This is a genomic window from Hoeflea sp. Naph1 (assembly GCF_046837775.1).
Lineage (GTDB): Bacteria > Pseudomonadota > Alphaproteobacteria > Rhizobiales > Rhizobiaceae > Hoeflea.
The window spans coordinates 1,985,556-1,998,763 of record NZ_CP177286.1 but is presented as its reverse complement, the minus strand read 5'-3'; the positions used below and the strand labels follow the sequence as shown (position 1 = coordinate 1,998,763).

The 13,208-nt window shown below is 60.5% G+C and carries 11 protein-coding genes; 6 read left to right on the top strand and 5 right to left on the bottom strand.

The features are described 5' to 3' along the window. Positions 1-5: 5 nt before the first annotated feature. Positions 6-836, top strand: coding sequence for a xanthine dehydrogenase accessory protein XdhC (gene xdhC, locus ACK6D9_RS09475; RefSeq protein ID WP_412051474.1), 831 nt, complete (start codon positions 6-8; stop codon positions 834-836). Here the strand turns inward: xdhC and ACK6D9_RS09470 are convergent. Further along, positions 821-2,437, bottom strand: coding sequence for a GMC family oxidoreductase (locus ACK6D9_RS09470; RefSeq protein ID WP_412051473.1), 1,617 nt, complete (start codon positions 2,435-2,437; stop codon positions 821-823). The genes xdhC and ACK6D9_RS09470 overlap by 16 nt on opposite strands. Before the next feature lie 211 nt (positions 2,438-2,648). Here ACK6D9_RS09470 and ACK6D9_RS09465 point away from each other — a divergent pair, with 211 nt between their 5' ends. The 3 genes from ACK6D9_RS09465 to ACK6D9_RS09455 are packed head-to-tail and all read left to right on the top strand — an operon-like array spanning position 2,649 to position 5,869. Then, positions 2,649-3,131 (top strand): MarR family winged helix-turn-helix transcriptional regulator, encoded by a 483-nt coding sequence (locus tag ACK6D9_RS09465; RefSeq protein ID WP_412051472.1) that lies wholly within the window; start codon positions 2,649-2,651, stop codon positions 3,129-3,131. Further along, positions 3,131-4,312 (top strand): HlyD family secretion protein, encoded by a 1,182-nt coding sequence (locus tag ACK6D9_RS09460; RefSeq protein ID WP_412051471.1) that lies wholly within the window; start codon positions 3,131-3,133, stop codon positions 4,310-4,312. The genes ACK6D9_RS09465 and ACK6D9_RS09460 overlap by 1 nt, the downstream gene beginning before the upstream one ends. Positions 4,313-4,336: 24 nt before the next feature. After that, positions 4,337-5,869 (top strand): DHA2 family efflux MFS transporter permease subunit, encoded by a 1,533-nt coding sequence (locus ACK6D9_RS09455; RefSeq protein WP_412051470.1) that lies wholly within the window; start codon positions 4,337-4,339, stop codon positions 5,867-5,869. Between the two features lie 74 nt (positions 5,870-5,943). Here ACK6D9_RS09455 and ACK6D9_RS09450 read toward each other — a convergent pair whose 3' ends face one another. The 4 genes from ACK6D9_RS09450 to ugpB all read right to left on the bottom strand — a co-directional run bounded on the left by ACK6D9_RS09450 (position 5,944) and on the right by ugpB (position 10,121). Further along, positions 5,944-7,014 carry a sn-glycerol-3-phosphate import ATP-binding protein UgpC gene (locus ACK6D9_RS09450; protein ID WP_412051469.1) on the bottom strand — a complete coding sequence of 357 codons (1,071 nt, stop codon included), beginning with the start codon at positions 7,012-7,014 and terminating at the stop codon, positions 5,944-5,946. Positions 7,015-7,020: 6 nt separating this feature from the next. Continuing rightward, a complete protein-coding gene (ugpE, locus tag ACK6D9_RS09445) occupies positions 7,021-7,857 on the bottom strand; it encodes a sn-glycerol-3-phosphate ABC transporter permease UgpE (RefSeq protein ID WP_412051773.1) in 837 nt (278 codons plus the stop codon). 8 nt (positions 7,858-7,865) lie between these two features. Continuing rightward, entirely contained in the window at positions 7,866-8,747 is an 882-nt protein-coding gene (gene ugpA / locus ACK6D9_RS09440; protein WP_412051468.1) for a sn-glycerol-3-phosphate ABC transporter permease UgpA, read from the bottom strand. 63 nt (positions 8,748-8,810) lie between these two features. Beyond that, a complete protein-coding gene (gene ugpB, locus ACK6D9_RS09435) occupies positions 8,811-10,121 on the bottom strand; it encodes a sn-glycerol-3-phosphate ABC transporter substrate-binding protein UgpB (protein ID WP_267655889.1) in 1,311 nt (436 codons plus the stop codon). A 289-nt stretch (positions 10,122-10,410) separates the two neighbouring features. On the opposite strand from ugpB, the gene ACK6D9_RS09430 reads away from it, so the two are divergent. Then, positions 10,411-11,649 carry a urate hydroxylase PuuD gene (locus tag ACK6D9_RS09430; protein ID WP_267655888.1) on the top strand — a complete coding sequence of 413 codons (1,239 nt, stop codon included), beginning with the start codon at positions 10,411-10,413 and terminating at the stop codon, positions 11,647-11,649. Beyond that, entirely contained in the window at positions 11,646-12,935 is a 1,290-nt protein-coding gene (gene guaD / locus ACK6D9_RS09425) for a guanine deaminase (RefSeq protein ID WP_412051467.1), read from the top strand. Before ACK6D9_RS09430 ends, guaD begins: the two co-directional genes overlap by 4 nt. Positions 12,936-13,208: the final 273 nt, after the last annotated feature.

The window sequence follows — 13,208 nt, the reverse complement described above, 5'->3', positions numbered from 1 at the left end:
TCGAAATGGCACGGCTTGCCGCCTACCAAAAATTCGAGCAACGAGCCGGCGCGAACGGTTTCGTGCTGGTTCGCGTGCGCGAAGCCAAGGGATCGACACCGCGCGACATCGACGCCTGGATGTTGGTGTCAAAAAACGGGCTGTTTGGTACCATCGGCGGCGGTCGTCTGGAACTCGAAGCCGTCGACCAGGCGCGCGATGTGCTGGCCGGCCATGGTGCTAAAGACCTGGCGCTGCCTCTGGGGCCGGCCATCGGCCAATGCTGTGGCGGCCACGTGACGCTGTCGTTCGAGATCGTCACCGAACCCCGTTATGACGAGATCGCCGATATGGTCAGGGCCGAGGACGCTGCCGACCCGGAAGTCTGGCTGTTTGGCGGCGGGCATGTCGGCCGGGCGCTGGCGAATGCGCTGTTGTTGTTGCCGGTCAAGGTCCATGCCGTCGAGACAAGAAGCGACGAGCTGGAACGGATGCCCGAGGGTGCCAACCGGCACCTGACCGCCCTGCCCGAAAGTCTGGTCGCAGATATCGCACAGGGAAGCGCGGTGATTGTTCTCACCCACGACCACGCGCTGGATTTCCTGATCGTCACGGCGGCACTTCACCGCGATGACCTGGCGCAGGTGGGCATGATCGGATCGGATACCAAGCGCGTCACCTTCGAGCATCAATATGTTCGCGAAGGCGGCGACAAGGCACGGATTGCTAAGCTGGTCTGCCCGATCGGGCGCAAGATCGCCGACAAGCGGCCTGAAGTGATTGCTGCGACCGTGGCCGCCGATATCATTGCCGCACTTGTTGATTGGCGCGAAGACGCCCGTCAGGCGTTGTCCTGAAGCACCAGTTCGGATGCCCGCCATGCCGTGGCCATGGCAGCGGCATTGGTGTTGCCGGTGACGATATTCGGGAACACCGAGCAGTCGACCACGCGCAAGCCGCCAACACCATGCACCCGTAGCCGTGAATCGACCACGGATCGCGCAGGATCAGGCCCCATGCGACAGGTAGCGACCGGATGGTAGACCGTGCCGGAACGGCGGCGAAAATCCTCGATCAAGGCCTCATCCTCGATGACATCGGGACCGGGCAGCAATTCCGTCTCGATGTAATCGGCCAGCGGCCTGGTCGCCGCCATCCGCCGTATGATCTTGCCGGTCGCCAACATCTCCGCGACGTCATCTTGATGCGACAGCGCGTTGGCGGCAATCTTCGGCGGCTCGAACGGGTCGTCCGAGCGGATCATGATCTCGCCGCGGCTCTTGGGGCGGCAATTGGACCAACCGATGGAAAAGCCCGGCCACGGGTCGGGGCTCAGGATCGGCCGTTCGCCAGGTCGTGGAAGAACCGTGGAGAAGGCCTGGAAATAGAGCTGCATGTTGGGCCGCGTGCGTCCCGTATCCGTGCGGATGAAGCCGCCAGCCTGGTTGAGACTGACCGACAACGGTCCGTCGCGCATAAGTACGTAGCGCAGGCCGGCTGACAGTTTTCCCCACCAGGGCCCGAGTTGCTGGTTGATGGTCGGGCAATTGGCGCGGAAGGTGTAGTTGGTGCCGATATGGTCTTCAAGATTGCGCCCGACATGGGCGTTATCGGCACGAACTCCGATCCCGAGGGATTGGAGATGATCGGCGGGTCCGATGCCCGAAAGTTGCAGCAATTGCGGTGAATTGACCGATCCGCCGCTCAGGACCACTTCACACCCGGCCTTGATCGCCACGGTCTTGCCGCGGCGCATATAGGTCACGCCGGTGGCACGCTGGCCTTCAAACGTCAGGCCGGTCACATGAGCGCCGGTGATCACCCGCAGATTGGGCCGTGACATCGCAGGGCGCAGGAAGGCCCGCGCGGACGACAGCCGTCTGCCCTTGTGAATGGTGAATTCGAACAGGCCGACGCCATCCTGGCTGTCACCGTTGAAATCGGGGTTCATCGGCAAGCCGATGGCCTGCGCGCTTTCGAACCATTTGCGGGTCAGTGGATGCACGGTCCTGTCGGGTACAAACAGCTTGAGGGGTCCGGAACGGCCGCGAACGGAATCGTCACCGATGGCCGCACATTCGATCTCGCGGAAAGCCGCGCAGATCTCGTCTGCCCCCCAGCCCGGATTGCCGGCATCGCGCCACTCGTCGAAATCGGCGCGCGCACCGCGAACCCACACCATGGCGTTGATCGAGGATGAGCCACCGAGCACGCGCCCGCGCGGCCAGTGATCGACGTTGCCGGCAAGCCCCGGATCCGGTTCCGCGCGGTACATCCAGTTGACCCGCTTGTCGAAAAAGGTCTTGCCGTAGCCCAGCGGCATCTGCACGAAAAACCGCCTGTCGTCGCCGCCCGCTTCCAGCAGCAGAACCTTGTGGCGGCCAGAGGCAGACAGGCGCTCGGCCATGACACAACCGGATGAACCGGCGCCGACAATGATGAAATCGGGATTGTCCATGAGACCGCCGCGCCAACCTGTTGCCTGACCCAGCGTTGTCACATTTCGCCATCGCGATCAACGGATTTGCGCGCCCGAAGGCGATCCTTCCCGCTGCACCATTGCCGCGCGGTTTTGGGGCTGCTGCCAAGGAATTTCGGCAATGGGGATGCTCTGCCCTACACGGAAAGTTGTATGGATGGCGCTTGCTCCATAAGCATGCTTACAATATATGGCGCTTATGAATAAAGCTTCGATCGATCAATTCGGTTTCCTGATCCACGACGCGGCCCGGTTGCTGCGCAAGAGTTTCGAGACGCGGATGCAGGAGCATGGCCTGTCATCAGCGCAATGGCGGCTACTGGTGCGGGCGGTGCGCGAGGAAAATGCCACCCAGGCGCGGCTGGCCGATTTGCTGGAAATCGAACCGATAAGTGTCTCGCGGTTGATTGACCGGATGGAACAGGCCGGTTGGGTCAAACGCTGCGCGCATGAAAGCGATCGCCGGACCAACCGGATCATTCCGACCGAAAAAAGCATGGCGGCCTATTCGACGATCAAGGCGGTGGCCGCCGATGTGTTCGAGATGGCGATGACGGGACTTGATGACGATCATCGTCAAACGCTGGTCTCGGCACTGGCCATTGTTGTTGAAAACATGTCCTCCGATGAACCCCAGGCGGCTGCTGATGCCGCCGAATTTCAGGCTAGTTGATGAGCACCCAGACCAAACTCTCCGCTGCAAATGCCGACGCTCCGACTTCGCGAGACTCGCGCCCTGGCACCGCGCCGGTGGCAACGGCGAGCGCCCCTGGGGCACAGGGTAGCGAATCGGTGCCGGCAAAGAAGAAGTCGAAAGCCCGACGCAACGTGCTGATGCTGCTGGTGCCGAGCCTGCTGATTCTCGGCGGCGCCTATGCCTGGATCTCCGGTGGCCGGTTCGAGGAAACCGAAAACGCCAATCTGCGGCTGTCGCGAATCAGCATCGCCAGCGAAATTGCCGGGCGGGTTGTCAGCGTCAATGTCAGCGAAAACAAGCCGGTCAAGAAGGGCGACGTGCTGTTTCAGGTCGATCCGGAGCCGTTGCAGATCGCACTCAATCAGGCCAATGCCGCCGTTGAAAGCGCTCGCCTAAACATCATCCAGTTGCGTGCTGCCTACAAGCAGGCACTGACCCAGGAGCGGATCGCTTCCGACGATGTCGCCTTTTACCAGGACAATCTCGACCGCCAGAAGGCACTGACAACCAAAGGCGTGACAACCACATCGTCACTCGACGATGCGCGCCACACCGCGCGCAAGGCGGCCGAAGACCTGATCGCGGCACAGCAGAGCGTGGCCACCGCCAAGGCAGCTTTGGCCGGAAATCTGGATGGCGACATCGATTCCCACCCGATGGTGGTTGCCGCCAAGGCCGCGCGCGACAAAGCCGCCTACAATCTTGCCGTAGCCACGGTTTATGCCCCCGCCGACGGGCTGGTTTACCAGGCTTCGTCGTTCCGACCGGGCGAATATGTGACACCGGGTGCGGCGCTTTTTGATATTGTCGAGACTTCAAATTCCTGGATTGACGCCAATTTCAAGGAGCCGCAACTGGCCCATATGAAACCGTCGCAGCCGGCCGAAGTGGTATTCGACATCTTTCCAGACCGGCGGTTCAAGGCTTCGGTGGATTCAATCGGCGCCGGAACCGGCGCAGAATTCTCGTTGCTCCCGGCGCAGAACGCCACCGGAAACTGGGTCAAGGTCACGCAGCGGATCCCGGTTCGACTGACGCTTGACAACCCCGAAGCCAACATTCTGGCGCGTTCGGGCCTGAGCGCCACCGTGACCGTGGACACCGGCGCAAGCCGCAGCTTTGGCGACCTTTTCAGTTCAGCCAAAGCCGCGGAATAATTTTCACGCCGGAAACCAACAGCCATGAGCACTTCCATCGATCCTGGCCATGATGTGCCGCATCGCGGCCTTATCACGGTCTCGATCATGCTGGCGACCATCATGCAGGTGCTCGACACGACGATCGCCAATGTGGCGTTGCCGTCGATGGTCGGCGATCTGGAAGCCTCCCAAGACACCATAACCTGGGTTCTCACCTCCTATATCGTGGCAGCGGCGATCATGACGCCGGTCACCGGCTGGATCGCCGATCGGGTCGGCCGACGGCAGTTGTTCCTGCTGTCGATTGTCGGCTTCACCATCGCCTCGATGGCCTGCGGGATGGCACCGAACCTTGAAGTGATGGTGGGCTTCAGAATTCTGCAAGGCGTGTTCGGCGCGGCAATCGTGCCGCTGTCACAGACTTTCCTGCTCGACATCAACCCGAAAGAACGGCACGGGCAGGCGATGGCAATCTGGGGCGCCGGCATCATGGTCGGCCCGATCATCGGGCCGACGCTGGGCGGGTGGCTCACCGATACGCTGAACTGGCGGTGGGTGTTCTTCATCAACCTGCCGGTCGGCATTATCGCCTTCATGGGCTGCGCGGGCTATTTGCCGGAAGTGGCGCGGCGGTTGCGGCGCTTCGATTTCTTCGGCTTCGCCATGCTTTCGCTCGGCGTCGGCGCCCTGCAGCTGATGCTCGACCGCGGTGGCGAGGTGGACTGGTTCGAAGCCTGGGAAGTATGGATTGAATTGGCGCTGGCGATCACCGGCTTCTGGATATTCATCGTGCATCTGGCCAGCAATGAAGACACCTTCGTCGATCCAAAAATCTTTGCTGACCGCAATTTCGCGACCGGTCTGGTGCTGATTTTTGTCGTCGGCATCGTGCTGCTGGCCAGTCTGGCGCTGTTGCCGCCGATGCTGTCGCGGGTATTCGGTTATTCGACCATAACGACGGGACTGGTGATGGCGCCGCGCGGCATGGGCACGATGGTGTCGATGCTGCTGGTCGGGCGGCTGGTGCGCACCGTTGATGCCCGCTATCTGGTCATCACCGGGCTACTGCTGACAGCATACTCGCTGCACATGATGACCAGCTTCTCGCCGCAGATGGACAGTTGGCCGGTGATTTCCACCGGCATCGTCCAGGGGCTTGGTCTCGGCCTGGTGTTCGTGCCGCTGTCGACCGTGGCTTTTGCCACGCTGCCGGTGCAGTACCGCACCGATGCGGCCAGCATGTTCAGCCTGGTGCGAAATATCGGCTCATCGATCGGCATTTCGGTGGTGACGCTGTTTCTCAGCCGCAATCTGCAGATCAATCATGTCGAACTCGGCGCCTTCATCAACCCGTACAATCCAACGCTGAAAAGCGTGATTCCAAACGCGGCATCCAGCCCGGAAATGCTGCAGGTGCTCGACGGGCTGGTCAACCAGCAGGCGCTGATGATTTCCTATAACAACGATTTCAAGCTGATGATGGTGGTGACGTTGTGCGCGGTTCCGCTGGCGCTGATGCTGCGCAAGCCGAAGATGGCCGCACCCGCCGGTGCACCCGCCGCGCATATGGACTGACAAACATCAAGCAAGCGCCTTTACGGCACGGTCTGCGTGGGCTCGAGTCCGATTGGCCAAACCCGCAGGTCGGCCTATCCGGCCGGGATAATGTCAGCGATGCGCTTGCCGTTGGCATCGAACACCAGCAGTCGTGACGGGTCCACCGCCAATCCTGCGTTGTCGCCAGGCTTGGGCAGGGTGACCTCGCCGTCGATGCGCACCACCACATTGTCGCCCGTGGCAGTCAGCATGTGCACAAGCGTTTCCGCGCCGAGCGGCTCGCAAAAATTCACGGTTGCGTCAAACAGGCCGGTCCCCTGTGCAACGAGCGAAATATGTTCGGGCCGCACGCCGATTACCGATCCGGCACCGAGGTCCCTGCCCCGCACCTGATACCCACCGCCAACCGTGGCGGTGCCATCGGTGATTTCGGTCTTGAGCACATTCATCGGCGGCGAACCGATGAACCCCGCCACAAACAGGGTCTGCGGGTTGGCATAGACCTCGAGCGGCGCGCCCATCTGTTCGGCGACGCCAGCATTCATGACGATCATGCGGTCAGCCAGCGTCATCGCCTCGACCTGATCGTGGGTGACATAGAGCGCGGTGACGCCGAGCTTGCGCTGCAACGCCTTGATCTCGAGGCGCATCTGCACACGCAACTTTGCATCAAGATTGGACAGCGGCTCGTCAAACAGGAAAACCGCGGGTTTGCGGACAATCGCCCGGCCCATGGCCACGCGCTGGCGTTGGCCGCCGGAGAGCTGTCGCGGCTTGCGGTCGAGATAGGGCTCGAGTTCGAGCATCCGCGCCGCCTCGGTGACACGGTCGAGGATCTCCGGCTTTGGTACATTGGCGATCTTGAGCCCGTAGGCCATGTTGTCGAACACGCTCATATGCGGATAGAGCGCGTAGTTCTGAAACACCATGGCGATGTCGCGTTCACGCGGCTCGAGATCGTTGACCACCCGGTCGCCGATGGTGATCTCACCCGAGGTGATGGTCTCAAGCCCGGCAACCATGCGCAGCAGAGTGGACTTGCCGCAGCCCGACGGGCCGACAATGACGATGAACTCGCCGTCGCTGATCTTTGCATCGATGCCGTGGATGACCTCGGTGCGGCCGTAGTTCTTCCGGATTGCCTTGAGGGTGATTTCAGCCATTGGAACTCATTTCTCGCTTTCGACCAGGCCCTTGACGAAGAGCTTCTGCATGCCGACCACCACCAGAACCGGCGGCAGCATGGCGAGCATGGCGGTGGCCATGATCACCGGCCACTCGACCGTCTGGTCGCCGGTCGGCAGGATCTGCTTGATGCCCATGACGACTGTGTTCATCGACGGGTCGGTGGTGATCAGCAACGGCCAGAGATACTGGTTCCAGCCGTAGATGAAGAGGATGACAAACAGGGCGGCGATGTTGGTGCGCGACATCGGCAACAGGATGTCGATGAAGAACCGGATCGGTCCGGCGCCGTCGACACGGGCCGCCTCGACCAGCTCGTCGGGGATGGTCATGAACAGTTGGCGGAACAGGAAGGTGGCCGTGGCCGAGGCGATCAACGGCAGGATCAGCCCGGTGTAGCTGTTGAGCAGCCCGAGGCTTGCCACCACCTCATAGGTGGGAACGATGCGGACCTCGACCGGCAGCATCAGCGTGACAAAGATCATCCAGAAGAAGAACATCCGGAAGCGGAACCGGAAATAGACGATGGCATAGGCCGACAACAGCGAGATGGCGATCTTGCCGATGGTAATGCCAAGCGCCATCACCAGCGAGTTGAACAGCATCTTCCATACCGGCGCATTGCCCCCCGCCAGCAGCGCTTCGAGGTAATTGTCAATGAAATGCGACCCCGGCAGCAGCGGCATCGGCGGGCGCACCAGATCGGCCTGGGTCACCGTGGAGGCGACAAAGGCAATCCAGATCGGAAAGCAGATGATTGCCACGCCGAGGATCAGGCCGGCATGGGTGAGCCAGATTCCGACACCTCGTTTTTCGACCATGCCGCTCATCAGTAATGCACCCGTCGTTCAATGAACCGGAACTGGATCACCGTCAGGATTGTCACCAGCACCAGGAGCACCACTGACTGCGCTGCCGAAGATCCGAGATCCTGGCCGATGAAGCCATCGGCGAAAACCTTGTAGACAAGGATCGTGGTCGATTGTTGCGGGCCGCCCTGGGTAATCGTGTGAATGACCCCGAATGTATCGAAAAAGGCATAAATGACATTGACCACCAGCAGGAAAAAGGTGGTCGGCGACAACAGCGGGAAAACGATGGTCCAGAACCGGCGCCAGAAGCTGGCGCCGTCGATCGCCGCAGCCTCGATGACGCTTTTGGGGATTGCCTGCAGACCGGCGAGAAAAAACAGAAAATTGTAGCTGATTTGCTTCCAGGCCGAAGCCGCCACCACCAGCGCCATGGCTTCGCCGCCATCAAGATTGTGATTCCAGGCATAGCCCAGTTGAGACAGCATCCAGGCGATGATGCCGGTGAACGGATTGAACATGAACAGCCACAGCACGCCGGCGATTGCCGGGGCCACGGCATAGGGCCAGATCAGCAGGGTGCGGTAGGCGCTCGAGCCCTTGATCACCCGGTCGGCCAGCACCGCCAGCCACAGCGCAAACGACATCGACGAGACCGTCACCAGCACGGAGAAGACCCCGGTGGTGAAAAACGCCTCGCGATAATACTGGTTGGAAAACAGATATTCGAAATTGCCAAGTCCGACGAACTGGGTCTTCAGCCCGAACGGATCGGGAATGAAGGCGGACTGGTAGATCGCCTGACCGGCGGGCCAGAAGAAGAACACGATCGTGACAAGCAGTTGCGGCGCCACCAAGAGATAAGGCAGCCAGCGATTGTCGAAGACGACGCGCTTTTCCATGGTTCACCCGAAACAAGATTGGGATCGGCGGGGCTCGTGTGAACCCCGCCGAAAACTGTGTTGTTACTTGTTGGCCTGCTCGAAACGGCGAAGCAGTTCATTGCCGCGCGAGACAGCCGAGTCAAGCGCATCCTTGGCCGACTTGGAGCCGTTCCAGACACCTTCGAGTTCTTCATCGATGACGCCGCGGATCTGGTCGAAGCTGCCGAGCCGGAGACCCTTGGAGTTGGCAGTCGGTGCCTTGCCGGTCATCTGGATGATGGAGATGTCGGTGCCCGGGTTTTCGTCATAGAAACCGGAAGCCTTGGTGGCGTCATAGGCCGCCATGGTGATCGGCAGATAACCGGTATCCTGGTGCCACTTGGCCTGGATGTCCGAGCTGGACAGGAAGTTGAAGAAGGCTGCAACGCCCTTGTATTCTTCCGGGGTCTGACCGGCCATGGCCCACAGCGAAGCGCCGCCGATGATGGTGTTTTGCGGTGCGCCTTCGACATCGCTCCAGTAAGGCAGCGGGCGAATGGCGAAATCGAAGGTCGCTTCCTTCTTCACGCCGGCATAGCCAGCCGACGATTCGGTGAACAATGCGCATTCACCGGCACGGAACGGTGCGCCACCTTCGTTGCGACGGCCCGAATAGATGAACTTGCCGTCCTTGGCCCACTGACCCATGGTTTCGATGTGCTTGACCTGAACATCACCATTGAAGGTGAGTTCGGTGTCGAGACCGGCAAAACCGTTCTCCTGCGAAGCAAACGGCACATTGTGGTAGGCTGACAGGTTCTCAAGATGAACCCAGCTCTGCCAGGCAGTCGTCAGCGGGCACTTGTTGCCCGATTCCTTGAGCGCGTCGAGAGCCGTTCCAACCTGTTCCCAGGTCGAAAGATCCATTTCCGGATCGAGACCAGCAGCCTTCAGCGCGTCCTTGTTGACGTAGAGCACCGGGGTCGAGGAGTTGTAAGGCAGCGACAGCATCTGGCCTTCGGTGGTCGTGTAATAACCGGCAACGGCGGCAAGATAGACCGACTGGTCGAATGGCAGGCCGGATTCGGCCATCACTTCATAGACCGGCTTGATGGCGCCCTTGGCTGCCATCATCGTGGCAGTGCCGACTTCGAAGACCTGAAGAATGTCAGGCTGCTCGCCCGCACGGAAGGCGGCGATGCCGGCGTTGAGCGTTTCGGAATAATTGCCCTTGTTGGTGGCAACGACCACGAACTCGTCCTGCGACGCATTGAACTTGGAAACCTGCTCGTCAAGAAGCTCGCCAAGGCGTCCGGTGAAAGCATGCCAGAAATCAACCTGGGTGGCGGCGGTGGCTGGTGCGACACCAGCCATGAGTGCGGCGATGACGCCAGCAGCGATGTATCTTTTCATTTAGTCTTCCTCCAAAGATGGGAAACACGTGAAACGAACGCATCCCGAAAGGGAAACGTAGCGTTGCCCCTTCTAATGCGCAAATGAAAACAGTTATGTGACGGTCAAAATGAAAATCCGGGGATCGTGGGCCCTTTCGCGAATATTCCGACAATCGCGAAGATTTTCAGGCAAAACCCGGAACTGATTAAACGCCGGAACATCCAACTCAGGCTTCCCATTGTGCGCCACATTGCGCATCATGACGGTAGCAAGCACCGAAACATCAAAGGCTTTTTGGGGGACCCACATGTACGAATACGCCCTGGCATGGGAATGGCTGAGCTTCGCCGTACGCTGGCTGCATGTGATCACGGCCATCGCCTGGATCGGATCATCGTTCTATTTCATCGCGCTGGACCTTGGCCTGGTGCAACGGCCGGGCCTGCCCGAAGGCGCCTACGGCGAAGAATGGCAGGTGCATGGCGGCGGCTTCTACCATATCCAGAAATACTTGGTCGCGCCGGAACGGCTGCCCGAACACCTGACCTGGTTCAAATGGGAAAGCTACGTCACCTGGCTGTCGGGCTTTGCGATGCTGTGCGTGGTCTATTACGCCGGCGCCGAGCTTTATCTGATCGACGCCAATGTGCTTGATGTCTCCGCCCCCATCGCCATTGCCATTTCGGTGGCGTCGATCGTGCTGGGATGGATCATCTATGACCTTCTGTGCAAATCGCCGATCGGCAACAGCACGACCGGCTTGATGGTGGTGCTGTTTGCGGTGCTGGTGGCGATGGCCTGGGGCTATACCCAAGTATTTACCGGCCGCGCCGCTCTGTTGCATCTGGGTGCCTTCACCGCGACAATCATGAGCGCCAATGTGGCGATGATCATCATTCCCAACCAGAAGGTAGTGGTCGCCGACCTCAGGGCCGGACGCAAGCCGGACCCGAAATATGGCCGCATCGCCAAGCAGCGCTCGCTGCACAACAACTACCTCACCCTGCCGGTGATTTTCCTGATGCTGTCCAACCACTATCCGTTGGCCTTTGCCACCCAGTGGAACTGGCTGATCGCTGCGCTGGTGTTCCTGATGGGGGTCACCATCCGCCACTGGTTCAATACGGTGCACGCCCGCCAGGGCAAGCCGCACTGGACCTGGGCCGTCACCGTGGCGCTGTTTGCCGCCATCATGTGGCTGTCGAGCCTGCCGCGGACCGACGAGCCCGTCGAGGAAGCCCAGCTTGCGCCGACCTTCCAGCGGTTTGTCGACAACGCCCATTTCGAAGCCGTCAGCGAGACCGTGCTCGGCCGCTGCTCGATGTGCCACGCCGCGGAGCCATTCTGGGACGGCATCGCCCATGCGCCCAAGGACGTCAAACTCGAAACCGAAGCGCAGATCGCCCGCCACGCACGGGAAATTTATCTTCAGGCAGGACGCAGCCACGCCATGCCGCCCGGCAATGTCAGCTTCATCGAACCCGAAGAGCGTCGCCTGATCGTCGCCTGGTATGAATCGGCCGTTGCCGGAGAGACTGCTCAATGACGACCAGACTGCTGCGTGGACGAACCTTGAGTTTTGTCTCCCGCCCGCAAGCGCGGGATGACCATGCAAGTTACATCTATGAGGAAGACGGTGCGCTGCTGATCGAGGACGGCAAGATCTCTGCTGCCGGCGCCTATGCCGACATCAAACGCTCGGCATCCGAGGGAACGGAGATCATCGACCACCGGCCGCTGTTGCTGATGGCGGGATTCATCGATCCGCATATCCATTTCCCGCAGATGCAGGTGACGGCAAGCTATGCCGCCAATCTGCTGGAATGGCTCAACACCTACACATTCGTCGAGGAACAGCGGTTTGCCGACGCGGATCACTGCGCCCGCTTCGCCAAACTGTTCTTTGACGAATTGCTGCGTCAGGGCACGACAACGGCAGCCGCCTATTGCTCGGTTCACAAGAGTTCCGCCGACACCTATTTCGCCGAAGCCACGCGCCGCAACCTGCTGATGGTCGGCGGCAAGGTGATGATGGATCGCAATGCGCCGGAGCAACTGACCGACACAGCGCAATCGGGCTACGACGACACCAAGGCCGTGATCGAGAGCTGGCACGGCAAGGCCCGGAACCATGTCGCAATCACCCCGCGGTTTGCCATCACGTCGACGGCGGCGCAGCTTGATGCCGCCGGCACGCTGGCACGTGAATATCCCGATTTATTGATCCAGACCCATCTGTCGGAGAATGACGCCGAGATTGCCTATACGCTCGAACTCTATCCTGACGCCAAGGACTACACCGATGTCTACGCCCGTCACGGTTTGCTGAGCGACAAGGCGCTGCTCGGGCATGCGATCCATCTGTCGGACCGGGAGATGGCGGTGATCGCCGAGGCCGGTGCGGTTGCCGTGCATTGCCCGACCTCGAACCTGTTCCTGGGCTCGGGGCTGTTTGATCTCAAGCGGATCAAGCAGCATGGGGTGCGCACGGCGATTGCCACCGACATTGGCGGCGGCTCGAGCTACTCGCTGCTCAGAACCCTCGACGAGGCCTACAAGATCCAGCAATTGCGCGGCCACCGGCTGCCGCCACTTGAAAATTTCTGGCAGGCAACGCGCGGCAATGCCGAAGCGCTGGGGCTGGTCGAGCGGATCGGCACGCTGGAGGCCGGTAGCGACGCCGACATCATCGCGCTGGATTCGTCGGCGACACCAGCGATGCAGATCCGCCGCGAAACGATTTCGACGCTGGAAGAGGAATTGTTCCTGCTGCAGACACTGGGCGACGACCGCACGGTGCGCCAGGTCTATGTGGCCGGCGAGGCGATTTAAGCAGAACCGCTAACAGACCGGGAAAGCGTCACAATTTTGTCTTAACCTTTTGTTAATCATCTTCCTGCAAGCTGGTTTCCAGCAGCGGTCTTCTCGGAGATCGCCAACAAAGTCGCGTGAGCACGGATGTACTGCCACGCGGCTTTCGCTTTTTCCGGCTTGCGGTTTTCACTTGCAAGCCCACAGCCTGCCAGCCAACGATCCGCCCGTGAGCGGATCGAGTGGCGCGGGATGAGATGCAAACCAACTTTATGTTTGAGATGTTGCCGGGCG

Excerpts from the sequence above, each read along its gene's own strand:
- xdhC (WP_412051474.1), top strand. The coding sequence starts at position 6 with ATGGCACGGCTTGCCGCCTACCAAAAATTCGAGCAACGAGCCGGCGCG.
- ACK6D9_RS09470 (WP_412051473.1), bottom strand. The coding sequence starts at position 2,437 with ATGGACAATCCCGATTTCATCATTGTCGGCGCCGGTTCATCCGGTTGT.
- ACK6D9_RS09465 (WP_412051472.1), top strand. The coding sequence starts at position 2,649 with ATGGCGCTTATGAATAAAGCTTCGATCGATCAATTCGGTTTCCTGATC.
- ACK6D9_RS09460 (WP_412051471.1), top strand. The coding sequence starts at position 3,131 with ATGAGCACCCAGACCAAACTCTCCGCTGCAAATGCCGACGCTCCGACT.
- ACK6D9_RS09455 (WP_412051470.1), top strand. The coding sequence starts at position 4,337 with ATGAGCACTTCCATCGATCCTGGCCATGATGTGCCGCATCGCGGCCTT.
- ACK6D9_RS09450 (WP_412051469.1), bottom strand. The coding sequence starts at position 7,014 with ATGGCTGAAATCACCCTCAAGGCAATCCGGAAGAACTACGGCCGCACC.
- ugpE (WP_412051773.1), bottom strand. The coding sequence starts at position 7,857 with ATGGTCGAAAAACGAGGTGTCGGAATCTGGCTCACCCATGCCGGCCTG.
- ugpA (WP_412051468.1), bottom strand. The coding sequence starts at position 8,747 with ATGGAAAAGCGCGTCGTCTTCGACAATCGCTGGCTGCCTTATCTCTTG.
- ugpB (WP_267655889.1), bottom strand. The coding sequence starts at position 10,121 with ATGAAAAGATACATCGCTGCTGGCGTCATCGCCGCACTCATGGCTGGT.
- ACK6D9_RS09430 (WP_267655888.1), top strand. The coding sequence starts at position 10,411 with ATGTACGAATACGCCCTGGCATGGGAATGGCTGAGCTTCGCCGTACGC.
- guaD (WP_412051467.1), top strand. The coding sequence starts at position 11,646 with ATGACGACCAGACTGCTGCGTGGACGAACCTTGAGTTTTGTCTCCCGC.